Consider the following 17,435-nt stretch of genomic DNA (forward strand, 5'->3'; position numbering starts at 1 on the left):
AGACCTCGAATGCGAAAACTACAGGAATTATAGCCAATTTGCGTCTCTTACGAAAGCGCCCCGCGTCCGGTTCGCGAGGTTTCGCCCATCGCCGGGTCGTCGCCGCGCAACAGGGCCAGATGCGCGCGCAGCAATGACGTCCGATGAGGGCGAAAGCTGGGGCCGGTGACGTCCAGTTCGGCGATGCGGTCCAGCCGGAAAGCGCGGAAATCCCGCCGCAGACAGCACCAGGCCAGCAGGCAATGGCTGTCCTGAAAGAACACGATTTGCAGCGGGCGTACCTGACGGGTGGTCGCACATGCGTTCTTGTCGCGATAAGCGATGCGGATTTCCATCTCGTCCCAGGCGGCCTTGCGCAGACTGCGCAGGTCCACCGTTGCTTGCGGCGGCGGCGCAAAGCGGTGCGCGGTCAGCACGGCATGTTGCAACCTGTGGGCCTGTCGTTCGGGCAGACGACCGCGCAGCTTGGAAAGTGCGGCGGTCGCGGCTGCGGCCAGATGCGGATCGGCCACGGCTTCGACCTCTCGCAAGCCCAGCACCAGCGCCTCCAGCTCTTCGTCGTCGAAGGCCAGCGGCGGCAGGCTGGCATCTTCGGTCACGGTATATCCGAACCCCGCCGCGCCATCGATCACGGCCCCCAACCCGCGCAGCGTGGCAATGTCGCGGTAGATCGTGCGTTCGGTGACGTCCAATTCGCGCGCCAACCGGGCGGCAGTCACCGGCGGGTCGAGGCTGCGCAGCCCCTGCATCAGGTGCAATAATCGGTCGGTTCGGCTCATATCGCGATCATGCTGCCAGATGCTGACAGAAATTGACAGGAGGCCGACGTTCCACCCCAGAATTGCGGAGAAACCCCATTTTCACGGTTGCTTAGCGTCGGCGGGTGCTTTTGCGTTTGACGCTTGCCGCCTTTTTCTTGGCTTTTGCGGATTTACGACGGGGTGGGGCACCGCGTTTGCCGGATCGGCCCCGTCCGGTCGGCATGGCCTGACCGTCCAGCGCGAGCAATTCCAGCGCAATGCCCCCCGTTACCGGCACAGCTTCGGTCAGACGCACGGTCACGCGCTGGCCAAGGCCAATCTCCATACCGGAATCCGCCCCCATCAGCGTGGCCGTTTCGGCGTCAAAATGGAAATACTCCGACCCGATATTGCGCATCGGGATCAGCCCGTCCGCCCCGGTTTCGTCCAGCTTCACAAAGGCACCGAACCGGGCAATGCCCGAGATCCGCCCGCCCATTTCCGCGCCGACCCGTTCGGACAGATACGAGGCCAGATACCGATCCGTGGTGTCGCGCTCGGCCATCATCGACCGGCGTTCGGTGTCCGAGATATGCTGCGCCGTGGTCTCCAGCCCCTCGATTTCCTGAGGCGACAATCCGTCATCGCCCCAGCCATGCGCGGTGATCAACGCACGATGCACGATCAGGTCGGCGTAGCGCCGAATGGGCGAGGTGAAATGTGCGTAGGATTTCAGCGCCAGCCCGAAATGGCCGAAATTCTCTGCGTTGTAATAGGCCTGCGTCATCGAGCGGAGCGTGGAAATGTTGATCAGTTCCGCCTCATCCGTGCCAGCCGCGTCATGCAGCAGCTTGTTGAGATGCGCGGTTTTCAGCACCTGCCCCTTGGCAAGCGTCAGCCCGGCCGCCTGTGCCGTCTCGCGCAGCGCATCCAGCTTTTCGGGCGGCGGTTCCTCATGCACCCGGAACAGCAGCGGCGTGCGTTTGGCGATCAGGGTTTCGGCGGCGGCGACATTGGCCAGCACCATGAATTCCTCGATCAGGCGGTGTGCGTCAAAGCGTTCCGAAAAGTTCACCGAGGTGACGTTGCCTTTTTCATCCAGCACGATCTTGCGTTCGGGCAGGTCAAGGTCCAGCGGCTGGCGCGCATTCCGGGCGTCGCGCAACGCGTAATAGGCGTCAAACAGCGGGCGGATCACATCGTCCATCAACGGCGCAACCTTGTCGCTTGGCGTGCCGTCCATGCCGTCCTGCACCTCGCGGTAGCTTAGCGCGGCGGGCGAGCGCATCATGCCCCGCACGAAGCGGTGATCCAGCTTCTGGCCATGCGCGTCAATCCGCATCCGCACGGCCATACAGGCGCGCGGAACGCCTTCGTGCAGCGAACACAGATCCCCCGACAGCCGGTCCGGCAGCATCGGCACAACGCGGTCGGGAAAATAGCTGGAATTACCGCGTTTGCGGGCCTCACGGTCAAGCGCGGAACCGGGGCGGACATAATGCGCCACATCGGCGATGGCGACCCAGACGATATGGCCGCCGTCATTCTTGGGGTCGTCATCGGGTTGGGCAAAGCAGGCGTCATCGCGGTCGCGCGCATCCACGGGGTCGATGGTGATCAAGGGCAGGTCGCGCAGATCCTCGCGGCCCTTGAGGCCTGCGGGCTTCATCGCGTCGGCCTCTGCGATGACCTCGTCGGGAAAGCTGTCGGGGATGCCGTGCTGATGGATGGCAATCAGCGACACGGCCCTGGGGGCGGACGGGTCGCCCAGCCGTTCTACGATGCGGGCGCGTGGCAGACCCATGCGGCCCTTGGGCCCTGCCTGTTCCGCCTCGACCAACTCGCCGTCCTTTGCGCCGTGGGCCGCGTTGTCAGGCACGCTCCATTCCTTGTCGGAGCCTTTGTCGATACTCACAATGCGCCCGCCCTCGGCACCCTTGCGGAAGATGCCGACAACGCGCTGCGGATTGGTGCCGATCCGGCGGATCACGCGGGCCTCGTAATTGTGGTCCTCTTCATGCACGACCTGAAGCTTGCCAAGGATCCGGTCGCCCTCGCCCAGGGCGGGATCGCTGGCGCGGGTGACGATCAGGACAATCGGTTCCACCCCTTCGCCATGCCATTCCAGAGGGCGCGCAAACAGATCGCCATCGGCGGTTGGTGCCTTGACCTGCAAGACGCTGACGGGCGGAAGGCGGTCCGGGTCACGATAGGTCTTCTTGCGCTTTTCAAGATGCCCTTCGGCCTCCAGCTCCTTTAACAGGCGCTTGAGGTCGATACGCGCGGCACCTTTGATGCCAAAAGCTTTGGCAATGTCGCGTTTGGCGCTGAGGGTCGGGTTGGCGGCGATCCAATCCAGGATCTCCGCCTTTGTGGGCAGTGTTTTCATATTCAACGGCGTATCACGCCGCATGACGCGCGTCATTGCGAAAAAACGCGCGGGTTTCTTCGGTGCCGTGCGGTTTCGTGCGTTCCGAAAATATCAGGCGAAGTAGTCTTGCAGCATCCGGGTGTAGATGCGTTTCAGCTGATGGATCTGTGCGACCTCGACACGCTCGTCAACCTGATGCATCGTCCGTCCGACCAGCCCGAATTCGACAACCGGGCAGTGGTTCTTGACGAACCGCGCATCCGAGGTGCCGCCGCTCGTCGAAGCCTCTGGCACGGTGCCGGTTTCTGCCTCGACGGCGCGCGCAACAAGATCGGACAGTGGACCGGGCGGGGTGAGGAAGCTTTCGCCCGAAATCTTGATGGTCAGATCGGTCGTTGTGCCAAATTCCGCGTCTGCTTTGGCGGCCTCTGCGCGCAGCCACTCCGACAGGCTGGCACCGGAATGCGCGTCGTTGAAGCGGATGTTGAGCGTCGCGCGCGCCTCTGCCGGGATCACGTTTGTGGCCGGGTTGCCGGTGTCGATGGTGACGACAGCGAGGGTTGAGGCGTCGAAATGGTCCGTTCCCGCGTCAAGATCGTGGCTGGCCAGCCGATCCATCAGCCGGACAAGCGCATGCAGCGGATTGATGGCGCGGTGCGGATAGGCGGAATGGCCCTGGACGCCCTTGACCGTGACATGGGCATTGAGCGAGCCGCGTCGGCCGATTTTCATCATCTGGCCCATGTGGTCCGGGCAGGTGGGTTCACCGACAAGGCAGACGGACATCGTCTCGTCTGCCTTTTCCATCCAGTCCAGCAGCGCCACGGTGCCGTCCACGGCGTCGCCTTCCTCGTCCCCGGTGATGGTCAGGATGATCGCGCCGTCCGGGGGCGTTTGGGTAACGAAATCCACCGCGGCGGCGGCAAAGGCGGCGACGCCGGATTTCATGTCAGTCGCGCCACGACCGTAGAGAAAACCGTCCTTCACCTTTGCGCCGAATGGCGGCATGGTCCAGTCCGCCGGATCGCCCAAAGGCACCACGTCCGTGTGTCCATTGAAGCCGAATGTGCGGGCATGCCCCTTGTCGCCCCAACGGGCAAAAAGGTTCGAGACGCCGCCACGGTCCACGCGTGTGCAGATGAAACCGGCATCTTCGAGAAGGTCTTGCAACAAGACAAGCGCACCGCCTTCGTCCGGGGTGACAGAGGCGCAGCGGACCAGCGCCGCGGTCAGGGTTTCTGGATTGATCTGGGGCATGTGCCCTCCTGCGTCTTGACGGCTGTTCTTGCTCGCGCTGCGGATTTGGACGGGCGGCACGGGTTTGCGGTTTTTAAACCAATCACTTTGTGCGGGGCAAGCGGGGGCAAAGCGTCACTGCGGTGTCAGTCCTTCGGGGCGCAGCGTGATCCAAATGAGCGCTTCCGCGCACTCTTTATTCAGCCAGTGGAGAGGTGACACGTCATTCCTGACGTTTCGGCAGTTCGGGATCAGGGTTTGCCCTTGTCGAAGAATGGCGTGACCTGCGCCACGATCACAGAATTTTCTTTAAGCGCGCGGTCCATGAGGGCGGCTTCATCCTCGTCCATCTCGTGGCCTTGTGCAGCACGTTCCTCGGCAGTGCCGTAGCCTGTGACGTCGAGCGGTGCCATGTCGGCCTGTTTAAGGATCGCTACGGTTTCGCGCACGGCTTCGGCCTCGTCAATGCCGGATGCAAAGCAAATCAGCCCGGCACCGCTGGCACCTTTCGGCAGCCCGTCGCCGGTCTTGCGACCGACCTCGACCAGAAGCGTATAGACCTGCTGTGGTTTCTTCTTTTTTTCGGTCATGTCCGCCAAGTTCCTTGCTCGCAAAATGCGAAGCCCCGCGCGGGAATGCGCGGGGCTGTCCTAGACGTTAATTCCGGTGATGGAAAGCGTCAGCTCTTGATGGCGCGGTAGCCCCATATGAGAATACAGGCACCGACGATCCCGACGATCAATTGCGGCAGCCAGGTTCCTGCTGCAAAAATGCCGAGAATGCCAAGGATGGCATTGGCGATAATCGCGCCGACGATGCCGAGAATGATGTTCAGGAAAATCCCTGTATCGGCTTTCATAATCATGCTTGCGATCCACCCGGCGAGGCCGCCGACAATGATCGCTGCAATCCAACCTATTCCTTGCATGTCATTCCTTCCCGCTATTGCAAAACTGTCCTGATCGATCAACGCCGGGACGGGCGGGAAGGTTCCGACAAAAAAGGTTTAGTCGCGCAGCAGCTCGTTGATGCCGGTCTTGGAACGGGTGCGCTCGTCGACGCGTTTCACGATGACGGCGCAATAAAGGTTGATGCCGTTCTTCGATGGCATGGAGCCTGCAACGACCACCGAATAAGGCGGAACCTCGCCATACATGACGTCACCGGTTTCGCGATCGACGATCTTAGTCGACTGGCCGATGAAGACACCCATGCCAAGGACAGAGCCTTCGCGCACGATGCAACCTTCGACCACCTCGGAGCGGGCACCGATGAAGCAGTTATCCTCGATGATGGTGGGGCCGGCCTGCATGGGTTCCAGAACGCCGCCGATGCCGACGCCGCCAGACAGATGCACGCCCTTGCCGATCTGCGCGCAGGATCCGACGGTCGCCCATGTGTCGACCATTGTGCCTTCGTCGACATAGGCACCCAGGTTCACGAAGGACGGCATCAGCACCACGCCGGGCGCGATATAGGCGGATTTGCGGACGACGCAGTTGGGCACGGCGCGAAAGCCTGCGGCCTTCCACTGGTTGTCGCCCCAGCCCTTGAACTTGCTGTCGACCTTGTCCCACCAGCCGGACCCTTGCGGGCCGTTATCCTGCATCTCCATGTCCTTGATGCGAAACCCGAGCAGGACCGCTTTCTTGGCCCATTGATTGACATGCCAATCGCCATTGTCCTGACGTTCGGCCACACGCAGTTTTCCGGAATCGAGCGCGCTCAGCGTATCTTCGATGGCTTCGCGGGTCTCGCCACCGGTCGAGGGCGAGATGGTGTCGCGCGCCTCCCAGGCGGCTTCGATGGCGGTTTCAAGCTGTGCGTTGGACATTGGGATCTCCGTTTGGGCGAATTATCGTTGCCGCCCTATACCCGTGTCGGGGAGGTGCGGCAATCACAGATGGCGACGCAGCGTCAAGCCATCGGATCGGGGGCGAGGTTCCCGCCGCAGATCAAAACCGCGATCCGCTCGCCGGGTGCGGGCCGATAAGCGCCCGACATCAATGCCGCGAGGGCCGTAGCACCCGCAGGTTCGACCAACTGCCGCGTCTCGTGCCAAAGCGCCTGCTGCGCCTGTGCGATGGCGGTGTCGTTGACCAGTACCGACTGCACGCTGTGCCGGGACAGGTCAAAACAGATCTGGCCGATCCGTCGGGCACCAAGCGCATTGGCGGCGATGCCCGAAACCTCGACATCGACAGGGGTGCCGGCCTTCAGCGCGGCATGTAGAGTGCAGGCAGTGTCAGGCTCGACGGCGACGACCTTGCGGCGGCCGCCCAGCCAGGCCAGCGCGCCCGCGATCAGCCCGCCGCCGCCCACAGCGATCAACACGGTGTCAGCCTCCAGGCCCTGTTCTTCCCATTCGCGCATCACCGTGCCTTGACCGGCCACAGTGGCGGGGGCGTCATAGGCGTGGATCTGCATCGCGCCGGTTCTGGTTTCGTGATCGCGCGCGGCATCCAGCGCGTTCGAATAGGCACCGGACACCACCGTCAGGTCCGCACTGGTCCGTTGGATCAGGGCGATCTTCGCAGGGCCGGCCATCTCGGGCACAAAGATCCGGGCCGGGTGACCCAGACGCGACGCGGCAAAGCCCACCGCCGCGCCGTGATTGCCGCCAGAAGCTGCGACGACACCCGCCTTGGGTACGTCTGACGACAGCAGCGTGTTGAACGCACCGCGCGCCTTGAAACTGCCGGTGTGTTGTACCTGCTCCAGCTTCAGCTCAACCGGGCAGGACAGGTAGAAGCCTTCCGCGCGCAGGGTAGGTGTCTTGCGAAGAAAAGGCCTTATACGCTGCGCCGCGGCCTCGATCTCATCCTGCCAATTCACCTGCCGTCTCCTGCTTGCTGGTATCGTCCTGCCGAAGGCTATAGGCATGCAAACACGCGAACAAGGACACATGCCCATGCAAGATGACCGCCACAGCCCCTTCCGCGATGCGGGCCTTGACCGACGCACCGCCGATGAGGTGCCCGACACGCCGCAGACGCGGGCGCCTTCCTATCGGTTGGCCTTTGACGATCACGAATTCATGTGCCGCGAGGAGTTGCGCCCCGTCCGCTTGCAGTTGGAGCTTCTCAAGCCGCAGATGATATTGGACGAGCGTGGCGTGGAATCGACCATCGTGCTGTTCGGCGGTGCCCGCATTCCCGCGCCTGCCAACAAAGACACGGCCCGGACCAAGACGCTCGCCGATCTGTCGCATTTCTATGATGAGGCTCGGACATTCGCCCGGCTGATGACAGAGAAAAGCATGACCGGCAAAAGGCTGGAAAATGTCATCGTGACCGGAGGCGGACCGGGTGTGATGGAAGCAGGCAACCGCGGCGCACAGGACGCAGGTGGGCAGTCGATCGGTCTTAACATCGTGCTGCCGCACGAGCAGGCACCCAACGAATACGTCACGCCGGATCTGTGTTTCAATTTCCATTATTTCGCGATCCGGAAAATGCACTTCCTGATGCGTGCACGCGCGATCTGCGTGTTTCCTGGTGGGTTCGGCACGCTGGATGAAATGTTCGAAACACTGACATTGATCCAGACGGGGCGGATGCAACGGGTGCCGTTCTTGCTGTTTGGCCGCGCGTTCTGGGAGCGCATCATCAACTGGGAAGCACTGGCAGATGCCGGGACAATCTCGGATGAAGATCTTGATCTGTTTCGATACGCCGAAACCGCACAGGAGGCTGTAGAGCTTATTGAGGCTTGGGAACCCGCGCCTGCGCGCGCAGATATTCCGGGCCGCTAACCTGTATTGCCAGAATGCGCATTCTGGCAATAAATGGTTGTTAAGCAGATAAAAGTTCGCCCTTGGGTTGGTTTTGAAACTCTTGGGCAAATCTGCCGTGACTCTGTCAAGTCGAGTTGGTATCACGCGGGCAAATTTAGACAGCAAGGAAAGTTGTTCTTGGACATAGAGCAGACAGCGCTTGATGGCGTTCTGATTTTAACGCCAAAGCGGTTCAGTGACGCGCGAGGAAGCTTTTCCGAAGTTTGGAATCGCAACACGATGCGTGACGCCGGATTGGATCACGATTTCGTGCAAGACAACCAGTCGATCAGCGAAGCGGTCGGCACGGTGCGTGGTCTGCACTATCAGGCACCGCCCCATGCCCAGGACAAACTGGTGCGCACCGGGCGCGGTTGCGTGTTGGATGTTGTGGTGGATGTGCGCCGTGGATCGCCGACCTACCTGAAATGGCTGGGGGTGGAACTGTCAGAGGACAATGGGCGGCAATTGTTCGTGCCCAAAGGATTCCTGCACGGGTTCGTGACGCGCGCGCCGGATTCGATGCTGCTGTACAAGACAACCGATGTTTATGCGCCGGCCTGTGACGGGACCGTGCATTTCGCCGATCCGGAAATTGGCATCGACTGGGGTATCGACCCCGCAAGCGCTGTCTTGTCCGACAAGGATGCCAAGGCGCCGATGCTGGCGGATTGGACATCCCCGTTTGAATATGAGGGCTGACTCATGAAAATTCTCGTTACCGGCGGTGCTGGGTTCATCGGTTCTGCCGTGGTGCGGCAGGCCATTCGTGACGGCCATGCGGTCGTCAATCTGGATGCGCTGACCTACGCGGCCTGTCTGGAAAATGTCGCCTCGGTTGAGGACCATGATTTTTATGCGTTTGAAAAAGCGGATATCTGCGACGCCTCGGCGCTGAAATGGATCTTCAGGGTGCATCAGCCCGACGCTGTCATGCATCTGGCCGCCGAAAGCCATGTCGACCGGTCGATTGACGGTCCGGGCGATTTCATTCGCACCAATGTCGAGGGCACCTACACGCTGCTGGAAGCGGCGCGGCAGTATTGGCTGGATATGGGCAAGCCGATGCATTTCCGGTTCCACCATATCTCGACCGACGAGGTTTACGGCACGCTTGGCGACACGGGCCTGTTTACCGAAGACACGCCCTATGCGCCGAACTCACCCTATTCCGCATCGAAAGCGTCCAGCGATCATCTGGTGCGCGCCTGGGGCGAAACCTACGGGTTGCCCTTTGTCCTGACCAACTGCTCGAACAATTACGGTCCCTATCATTTTCCGGAAAAGCTGATCCCCGTGGTGATCCTGAAGGCGCTGGCCGGAGAGCCGATCCCGGTTTACGGCGCGGGCGAGAATATCCGCGACTGGCTGTATGTCGAGGATCACGCCGATGCGCTTTTGACCGTGTTGCAGCACGGGGTGAACGGGCGCACATATAATATCGGTGGCGAGAACGAAGCCAAGAATATCGATCTTGTGCGAATGATCTGCGCCATTCTGGACGAGAAGCGGCCCAAGGATGCGGGTTATGCCCAGCAGATTACCTTCGTGACGGACCGGCCTGGCCATGATCTGCGCTATGCCATCGACCCGACCCGCATTCGCAAGGAACTGGGCTGGCGTCCTTCGGTGACGCTGGAAGAAGGCCTGCGCAAGACGGTGGACTGGTATCTTGAGAACGAGGATTGGTGGCGCGCGCTTCAGGCGCGTCAGGGCGTGGGGGTCCGTCTGGGCACCAACGCATGACGATCCTCGTTTTCGGTAAATCCGGGCAGGTTGCGACAGAATTGCAGCGTCAGACAGAGGTCACGGCTCTGGGCCGTGACGCGGCGGATCTGACGGACCCTGAGGCTTGCGCCAAGGCGATCCTTGCCAGCGACGCAACAGTGGTCATCAACGCGGCGGCCTATACGGCGGTGGACAATGCCGAAGACGAGCCTGATCTGGCCAATGTGATAAACGGCGATGCGCCGGGCACAATGGCGCGGGCCTGCGCGGAAAAGGGCATTCCCTTCATCCATATCTCGACCGATTATGTCTTCGACGGTGGCGGCACACGCCCTTGGAACGTCGACGACGAAGTGGCACCATTGGGCGCTTACGGTGCCAGCAAACTGCGCGGCGAAGAGGCCGTTCGCGCGGCGGGTGGCACATCTGTCATCCTGCGCACCAGTTGGGTGTTTTCCGCGCATGGTGCCAATTTCGTGAAAACCATGCTGCGCCTCGGTGCAGAGCGTGATCGGCTGACCATCGTCGCCGATCAGATCGGCGGGCCTACGGCGGCTGCTGACATCGCGGCGTGCTGCCTGACCATCGCAAAGGCCCTAAACAATGACGCGAGCCTGTCCGGAACCTATCACTTCAGTGGCGCGCCGGATGTCAGTTGGGCCGATTTCGCCCGCGAGATCTTTCGCCAGTCCGGGCTGACCCCGGAGGTTTTCGATATTCCCAGTTCCGACTTTCCCACCAAGGCCGTCCGCCCCGCCAATTCGCGGCTGGACTGTTCCAGCCTTTTGGCAGCCTTTGACATTCATCGTCCGGACTGGCGCAACAGCCTGACCGACGTATTGACCGACCTGAAAGGAATCTCACAATGACCAATCGCAAGGGCATTATCCTCGCAGGGGGATCCGGCACACGTCTGTATCCGATCACCATTGGCGTCTCAAAGCAGCTGATGCCGATCTATGACAAGCCGATGATCTACTATCCGCTCAGCGTGCTGATGCTGGCCGGTATTCGCGAGATCGCGATGATCACCACGCCGCAGGACCAGGATCAGTTCAAGCGCGTGTTGGGCGATGGCAGCCAGTGGGGCATCAAACTGACCTATGTGGTGCAACCCGATCCGGGCGGGTTGGCGCAGGCCTATACGCTGACCGAGGATTTTCTGGATGGCGCGCCGTCTTGCATGGTTCTGGGCGACAACATCTTCTTTGGCCACGGTCTGCCGGAACTGCTGGAAGAAGCCGATGCCAAGACGACGGGCGGCACCGTCTTTGGCTATCACGTCGCCGATCCCGAACGCTATGGCGTGGTGGCAATGGATGACCAGGGCAACGTCACCGAGATCATCGAGAAGCCAGAGGTGCCGCCATCGTCATATGCGGTCACGGGTCTGTATTTCCTGGATGGCAAAGCGTCCGAGCGCGCGCATCAGGTCAAACCGTCCGCACGCGGCGAGGTGGAAATAACGTCGCTGCTGGAAATGTACCTCCACGAGGGCTCGCTATCGGTCAAGCGCATGGGGCGGGGCTTTGCCTGGCTGGATACCGGAACGCACGGGTCGCTTCTGGATGCGGGCAACTTCGTGCGTACCTTGCAAAAACGTCAGGGCATGCAGACCGGGTGTCTTGAGGAAATCGCCTACGCTTCGGGCTGGATAGATGCCAAGATGCTGGAAGAACACGCCGATACACTGAAAAAGAACGATTATGGTCACTATCTGCGCGGCTTGCTGCACGAATAGGGCTTAACCTTCGGCGCATATCTCATCGTAGACTTTCAGGATCGCCGTTTTCCAGACGGGCGATGAAAATCGTTCTTGCCATTTGGCATGGATCTTGCCGCCGAGGTCGGCCCGGTTTGCGCGAAAGCGCCCTGTGACCCTGACGATCTGGCCTGCCGTGCGTTTGGGGTGCAACGCGTCGATGATGTGCATTTCCGGGTGGTGGCGACTTAGCAAAGCCGTGCCGCCCACAGGGGTCGAAAAAATCGGCAACCCGTATTCGAACGCCTCCAGCATGCCGATCGACAAGCCCTCGTAAAGCGAGGTCATCAGATATCCGTCAGCCTGTGACAGAAGCGGGCGTACGTCGTTGACCGGACCGACAAAATTGACCCGTTTCATCGCCGGGGCCGGAAGGATGCGCCTGAACCGTCTGTGCAGCCCTGGCCCATCCGTGTGCATCCCCGCGACGGTCAGGCGAAAGTCCTGCGGCAATTGCGCAAATATCCGCGCCGCCGCGCTAAGGTTCTTTTGACGTGCGTATCTGGTGGTCATCACCAGATGCCGTGGGCCGCCTGCGGATGCGGCAGGGACAAAACCGCCAAGGTCAGAGCAGTTCGGCACGATATGACTGCTGTGCTGTGACAGCATGTCCGGCGCGAATGCGGCATGATCCTCTTCGGTCAGAAAAATCAGGTGATGTTGCGGCGTGACGCCGAGGAAATGCCGCTCTAACCGTCGAAAGAACGTGGCGGCAGCGCGACGGTGGCCGGGGCCAAACGGCACACCGTGATAGGTGCAGGACAGCCGCAGGTGGGGTCGCTTGCGCACGACGATCCGTGCCAGCGGCAAGGTCAGCCGGGCATGCGCCCACAGGATGTCCGGCTGCACTGCTGCCACGACCCGGTCGAGCTGTGCCGCTGCCGCGCGAATCCGGGCTGGCTGAAGCGAGGATGCAAGACCGGGAATTTCCAGATGGGTCCGGCCGTTTTCGCGCGCAAAGCCATATCCACCCGTATCGGCATCGGACGCGATGACCACCTCGGCCCGGTCGCTCAACGCATTGGCAAGTTGGTGGATATGCCGCGGCACGCCCGAACGACCGCCGTCGCCACCCAGAAGCATCACCTTTAACCGTTGCTCGGTCATTTCAAATACGTCCCATCAACGCAGCACACCACAACGCCAACGTGCCGGAGCGGCCTTGCCGGTAGACACCCAGTGCGCGCAGTCGTTGCAGACGGGTTAAAGGACGTTCTGCCTGGGCGGCTACGAAGCTTGCAAGCAGGGTGTGGTTTTCTGCCGTCAGCCTGTGGGACGACCGCAACAAGGCATTCGCATGGGCCGCGCTGACCTTTGCATAGCGCCCGGACAGGACCCTGAATGGCCGCGTAAGAAAGCCACGCAACGTGCGGTGGCCGGAACCGACTTCGTTGTGCCGATGTTGTCGATATTTCAACGACGGTACGTCGTCGGTCAAGACGGTGCCGCCTGCCCCCGCGATCAGTTGGTAGATCCACCAGTCATGGTAGGGGATCTTGCCCACCTCCGCCAATGCTGACTGGATCAGGTCGGTCGCGGCACGGTTCATCACCATGCAGTTGCCGCCCGCGATGTTCTGCACCATGGCGTGACGAAACCCCGGTGCCCGGCTGGGCATCGGTGCGATGCGGCAGGTGGTAAGGTCCGCAGAGCAGATCAACGGGCGAGCACAATATAATGCGGGGATCGCGGCCGGGATCGCCCCAAGGGCATCGGCCGCCCGTTCCAGCTTTTGCGGCAGCCAGACGTCATCCTGATCCGAAAGGGCCACCAGATCTGCCTGAGAGGGCATTGCGAGCAATTGCAGGAAATTGGCCGAAGCGCCTTCGCAAGGACCGTCCATCACAGTCAGATCCTGTCTTTCTGCGTAGCGCTGCAAAATGGCCCGCGTGCCGTCCTGCGATCCGTCATCGCTGACGATCAGCCTGCGCGGTGAAAGCGTCTGGCCAAGAATGCTGTCAATCTGTTCGCAAAGCGTCGCCGCGCCCTCATGCGTCGCCATGAGCACTGTCACCGAAAGAGTTTGCGCGTCGTCATTCATCGGCCCGTCATATACCCGCTTTGCCGTCTCCTTCTAGCCGAAACTCACGGCAATACAGCAGAGCGAGGCTACCGGGGCGCGAAGAAGAGCATTAAGGCAATTTCCAGTGGACAAAACGAATTCATCAAGAGGTTATATCGGATTTTACCCGGACCTATCGGGTGGTTTGCGGGCCAAAAACAGTTTTCTGCACGCTCGGGCGTGGATCTCTGCCGGAGCGCGCGTAAAATCTACCTGAAACGGTATTTGACCGTCCACAGGCGTCCGGCGACTGTTCCTCTGCCATGGATCGGAAACGGCAGGTTAGGTTCCATGCCGTTTCCCGGTGGTGTCCTGATGGCCTATACGACCTGATTGTCTGACATTTTCCGCCAAATCGTGCCGTCGCTATAGGCCGGCTGTGCTCCTCCGGCGGCGTTTGAAACAAAGGCGATTCCGCCTGCGCCGACGGCTGACGCCTCAGGCAAAGCCGACTTGGTCAAAGGCTTGAGCCGCGCAATGCCTTCAATATCCAATTTTGCCGCGCCGGGCGCTTTGCCGATGCCGACGTGGCTGTTCTTGTCGATATATAGCGCGTTGTTCATTGATGCAGAGCCGGGAAATTCCAGCACGACGGGGCTGCCCTTCCAGACACCAGCCGCGTCATAGGCGGTAATGTTGAACTGCTCGAATCCGGCATGCACAAGGCACGCGTAGCGCCGCACGCCGCCGAACCCCATCTGGATTGACGATGCCACCGGATTGGCATGGCTGTTGTTCAATGTCATGGTCAGGTAGTTGTGCTTGTGCGTGGACGAGATCAACCGATCCGCGGCGACATCCTCATCCACGATTACCGGTGTGCCAAACTGTGTTGCCGAGCCATCGGCTGCCATCACCATGACGTCGGTCCAGCTCGACCCGTCGGCGCTGACCTTGACTGCGAAGTCGTCGCTGCCGGTTGTGCCCATCTCGGCGCGGCCACCCCAGGATGTCTGAAAAAGCAGGCTGGCCGTGTCCGCAGCCATGGCCTTGTTGATCTTTAGCTGGTGTCCATTGCCCGCATGGGTCAGCAAGGTGGCGTCGGAGGCAACGGCCAATCGGTTGGTCTCATCCGCGCCGGTCGCGACGCCAAGCTGTGGCACATTCTGCAACGGCTGGTTGGCATACAGGCCCAACGGTTGCCAATCGCTGCCATCAAAGGCGCACAGAGTGTTTTCGTCGCGCACATGCACGACCCAGCCATGTTTGGCTGCGAAAAAGCTCCACCCCAGACCTTCTTCGAATATTGCCAAATCGCCGGCATGCGCCGCCCAGAGGCCAGAGGCCGATGACCCCACGATATAGCGATCGCCATGCATAGGTGAAGGCGGCGGATCGCCCGCTGTGCGGCTCGCCACAGTAGGCTGCACAAGGGCATCCAACACCCGCAATGCCTCATTATGGGTGACGTGTTTCTGCGCCTGAGCCGGCGCAATGTAGGGTAGTGACAGAACTGGCGAAACCTCAGACATGGATTGCTCCCCGTTAACGATGTTGACGGGAAAGCTGTCATGGCTGGGTTACGGTTTGCTGATCTGACCGCGCGTACCCCGTTGCGTACTTATTTTCGCATCCATTTGGGGCGCGTGCCGCGCATCGTATGCCTGTGGTGTTCAATCGCGTGTTTGACGTTCGGATAATAGGTGATTTGGCCGTTATCCATAACTGCGCCGCTGGTGCACATACGCTGCAACAAATCCAGCGAATGGGAGACGATTACCGCCCCGCTGGTTTCCAGCCGGGCTTTCAGGATTGCTTCGCTTTTGCTGCGGAACGCCGCATCGCCAACCGAGGTGACTTCGTCAATCAGGTAGGTGTCGAACTGGATTGCCATCGAAAGACCAAAGGCCAGACGCGACCGCATCCCCGAAGAATATGTCCGGACCGGCAGTTGGAAATGCGCGCCCAGCTCTGAGAACTCCTTGACGAAATCGCACATCTCATCCGTGTCGACGCCGTAGATCCGCGCCACGAATTTGCAGTTCTGCGAGCCGGACAGATCGGGATGAAAGCTCCCCGCAAAGCCCACCGGCCAGGACACTGTTCCTGTCGACAGGATTTCGCCCTTATCGGGGTCCATCGTGCCTGCGATCATTTTCAGAAGACTAGACTTTCCTGCGCCGTTTCGGCCCAGAAGTCCGACGCATTCGCCTGTTGGAAAGGTGAAATTAATGTCGCGGGCGACATGTTTGGTAACACCGTTGACCGTGTAGTATTTGGAAAGGTTGCGAAGCTCGATCATCTCCGGCTCAACGCCTGTCGCGCACGCTGTAATAGATGAGAACGACGATCGCCCAGGTCAGGAATGCGAAAACGCCCGTCAACAACGTCAGCAGCCATCTCTGTGGGTAGCCGGAACTCTCTGCCAGAGTCGGCCGGGTATATGCGGCAAGATACCTGCTTTGGCGACGCGCTTCGGCCTGCGCTCCGTCGAATGCCGACAGTGCCGATACATAGGCTTTTTCGGCAAATTCACGGTCCACAACGAGGCGCTCGTATTCGCCCACCAATGTCGAATAGTCCTGCCTGCCGGTTGCGTTGCCCGCGCCGACACCGAATTTCGTGCGCTCTTTTTCGATCAACTGTTCGATGACGGCAATGCGCCGCTCGCTTTGTTCGATGCGCGGGTCGGCGGCGCGGGTCGTTTCGCGCAGCAGGTTCATCTCGATGATGGCCTCGGCAAGTTGTGCTTCCAGCGAATTGAGCAAGCCCATCTGACCCTGAATATCGGCAGAGGGATCGACGAGCTGCGTTTCAGACCGGAACCGTGTCAGCGCCTGTCGTGCAACTTTCAGCCGTTCTTCGGCCTTTACCAGTTCTTCTTCTGCATAGCCGGTGGCGTCGTCGCGGGCGATCGCGGACAGCTGGTTGATCATCGCAGACGATTCCTGAAAGATCTCCGTTGCAATATCCTGTGCGTCCTGCGGCTCGAATGCGTGGACACGCAATTCGATCAGACCGGTGCCACTGTCATAGAAAATCCGCACCATGCGTCGCCAGTAAGCCACCAGATCCTCGATTGATCCGGCCTCGTCGTAGGCGAAAATCGGGTCGAAATCGGGTTTCGAATAGATCTCGCGCAAATCAAGCCTTTCATCAAGGCGCTTGACGAGGTCCTGACTCTGGATGAATTCATACAGGATGTCGGTATCAGACGAACTGGTGCCGGATAGGCTGTTCAATCCGCTCAGCAAGTCGAGCGAAGAATTCAATTCTTCTGACCGAACGGAAAATCCGACCGTCGAGGTATATTGGTCCTCTGCAATCACGAAAAGATAATAGGCGGCAACAATCAGCGGCGCGACCACGATCACCAGGAATGCCGCTAACAACCCGAAATGACGTGGTTTCACGTCTGCGGCGGTAACAGCTTGCGGGATCGTTCGGTCTGATGAAGCCTTAGGCTGGGGGGCGGGTTTGGCCTCGCCTGCCGGTTGCTGGCTTTTGGTGTTGTCGCTGTGTGCCGTATCCGCCGCAGGATTTGTCGCGGCCTGCGCAGGCGCTGCCGGGGCTTCGCCACTGTTTGCCTGTTGCGCATTGGCATTGACGCGTTGCCTCGCCGCAGCGCGCTGCTTCGCCGCTGCCCGCTGTTTCGGAGTAAGGCGCGGTTGATCGGGTTGCGCGGATGTCTGAGGTTGTGTCGGCTTTTCGGCGGCCTGCGACGGATGCGTCTGCGTCACAGCTTCCTTGGCTGCCGAAGCGCTCGCTTTCGGCTTTGATGGGGCGTCGCCCTTGGATGCTGCGGAAGATGGTGGCGTCTT

Annotated in this window: 17 protein-coding genes; 5 read left to right on the top strand and 12 right to left on the bottom strand. The window is 60.6% G+C overall.

The window, feature by feature from the left end; translation table 11 throughout:
- Positions 1–47: 47 nt before the first annotated feature.
- The 7 genes from DMZ65_RS05265 to DMZ65_RS05295 all read right to left on the bottom strand — a co-directional run bounded on the left by DMZ65_RS05265 (position 48) and on the right by DMZ65_RS05295 (position 7,182).
- A complete protein-coding gene (locus DMZ65_RS05265; protein ID WP_116597861.1) occupies positions 48–779 on the bottom strand; it encodes a helix-turn-helix transcriptional regulator in 732 nt (243 codons plus the stop codon).
- 91 nt (positions 780–870) lie between these two features.
- On the bottom strand, positions 871–3,129 hold the full coding sequence (gene rnr / locus DMZ65_RS05270; RefSeq protein ID WP_116598135.1) for a ribonuclease R: 2,259 nt from the start codon (positions 3,127–3,129) through the stop codon (positions 871–873).
- 93 nt (positions 3,130–3,222) lie between these two features.
- Positions 3,223–4,368, bottom strand: coding sequence for a succinyl-diaminopimelate desuccinylase (dapE, locus tag DMZ65_RS05275; RefSeq protein ID WP_116597862.1), 1,146 nt, complete (start codon positions 4,366–4,368; stop codon positions 3,223–3,225).
- A gap of 230 nt (positions 4,369–4,598) precedes the next feature.
- Entirely contained in the window at positions 4,599–4,937 is a 339-nt protein-coding gene (locus DMZ65_RS05280) for a DUF8846 family protein (RefSeq protein WP_116597863.1), read from the bottom strand.
- An 89-nt stretch (positions 4,938–5,026) separates the two neighbouring features.
- On the bottom strand, positions 5,027–5,275 hold the full coding sequence (locus DMZ65_RS05285) for a GlsB/YeaQ/YmgE family stress response membrane protein (protein ID WP_116597864.1): 249 nt from the start codon (positions 5,273–5,275) through the stop codon (positions 5,027–5,029).
- 78 nt (positions 5,276–5,353) lie between these two features.
- Positions 5,354–6,181: a 2,3,4,5-tetrahydropyridine-2,6-dicarboxylate N-succinyltransferase gene (dapD, locus tag DMZ65_RS05290; RefSeq protein ID WP_116597865.1), complete on the bottom strand. Its 828-nt coding sequence runs from the start codon at positions 6,179–6,181 to the stop codon at positions 5,354–5,356.
- 83 nt (positions 6,182–6,264) lie between these two features.
- Positions 6,265–7,182: a threonine/serine dehydratase gene (locus tag DMZ65_RS05295; protein WP_116597866.1), complete on the bottom strand. Its 918-nt coding sequence runs from the start codon at positions 7,180–7,182 to the stop codon at positions 6,265–6,267.
- Between the two features lie 76 nt (positions 7,183–7,258).
- Between DMZ65_RS05295 and DMZ65_RS05300 the strand changes: the two genes are divergently transcribed.
- The 5 genes from DMZ65_RS05300 (at position 7,259) to rfbA (ending at position 11,591) form a co-directional block, all read left to right on the top strand.
- Complete coding sequence (locus DMZ65_RS05300; protein ID WP_116598136.1) at positions 7,259–8,101, top strand: LOG family protein; 843 nt, start codon at positions 7,259–7,261, stop codon at positions 8,099–8,101.
- Between the two features lie 159 nt (positions 8,102–8,260).
- On the top strand, positions 8,261–8,824 hold the full coding sequence (rfbC, locus tag DMZ65_RS05305; RefSeq protein ID WP_116598137.1) for a dTDP-4-dehydrorhamnose 3,5-epimerase: 564 nt from the start codon (positions 8,261–8,263) through the stop codon (positions 8,822–8,824).
- Positions 8,825–8,827: 3 nt separating this feature from the next.
- Positions 8,828–9,868 carry a dTDP-glucose 4,6-dehydratase gene (rfbB, locus tag DMZ65_RS05310; RefSeq protein WP_116597867.1) on the top strand — a complete coding sequence of 347 codons (1,041 nt, stop codon included), beginning with the start codon at positions 8,828–8,830 and terminating at the stop codon, positions 9,866–9,868.
- Positions 9,865–10,719: a dTDP-4-dehydrorhamnose reductase gene (rfbD, locus tag DMZ65_RS05315; protein ID WP_116597868.1), complete on the top strand. Its 855-nt coding sequence runs from the start codon at positions 9,865–9,867 to the stop codon at positions 10,717–10,719. The genes rfbB and rfbD overlap by 4 nt, the downstream gene beginning before the upstream one ends.
- Complete coding sequence (rfbA, locus tag DMZ65_RS05320) at positions 10,716–11,591, top strand: glucose-1-phosphate thymidylyltransferase RfbA (protein ID WP_116597869.1); 876 nt, start codon at positions 10,716–10,718, stop codon at positions 11,589–11,591. The genes rfbD and rfbA overlap by 4 nt, the downstream gene beginning before the upstream one ends.
- Positions 11,592–11,594: 3 nt before the next feature.
- Here the strand turns inward: rfbA and DMZ65_RS05325 are convergent, their stop codons facing one another.
- From DMZ65_RS05325 to DMZ65_RS05345, 5 genes are all read right to left on the bottom strand, one after another.
- Positions 11,595–12,719, bottom strand: coding sequence for a glycosyltransferase family 4 protein (locus DMZ65_RS05325; protein ID WP_116597870.1), 1,125 nt, complete (start codon positions 12,717–12,719; stop codon positions 11,595–11,597).
- Position 12,720: 1 nt separating this feature from the next.
- Positions 12,721–13,614: a glycosyltransferase gene (locus DMZ65_RS05330; RefSeq protein ID WP_157960563.1), complete on the bottom strand. Its 894-nt coding sequence runs from the start codon at positions 13,612–13,614 to the stop codon at positions 12,721–12,723.
- A gap of 380 nt (positions 13,615–13,994) precedes the next feature.
- On the bottom strand, positions 13,995–15,146 hold the full coding sequence (locus tag DMZ65_RS19650) for a DUF2793 domain-containing protein (protein ID WP_198662628.1): 1,152 nt from the start codon (positions 15,144–15,146) through the stop codon (positions 13,995–13,997).
- 89 nt (positions 15,147–15,235) lie between these two features.
- Complete coding sequence (locus tag DMZ65_RS05340; RefSeq protein ID WP_116597872.1) at positions 15,236–15,916, bottom strand: ABC transporter ATP-binding protein; 681 nt, start codon at positions 15,914–15,916, stop codon at positions 15,236–15,238.
- A gap of 7 nt (positions 15,917–15,923) precedes the next feature.
- Positions 15,924–17,054 carry a KpsE/RkpR family capsule polysaccharide export protein gene (locus DMZ65_RS05345; protein ID WP_198662638.1) on the bottom strand — a complete coding sequence of 377 codons (1,131 nt, stop codon included), beginning with the start codon at positions 17,052–17,054 and terminating at the stop codon, positions 15,924–15,926.
- Between the last annotated feature and the right edge of the window lie 381 nt (positions 17,055–17,435).

The sequence above is a fragment of the Primorskyibacter marinus genome, from assembly GCF_003313245.1.
GTDB classification, from domain to species: Bacteria; Pseudomonadota; Alphaproteobacteria; order Rhodobacterales; family Rhodobacteraceae; genus Primorskyibacter; species Primorskyibacter marinus.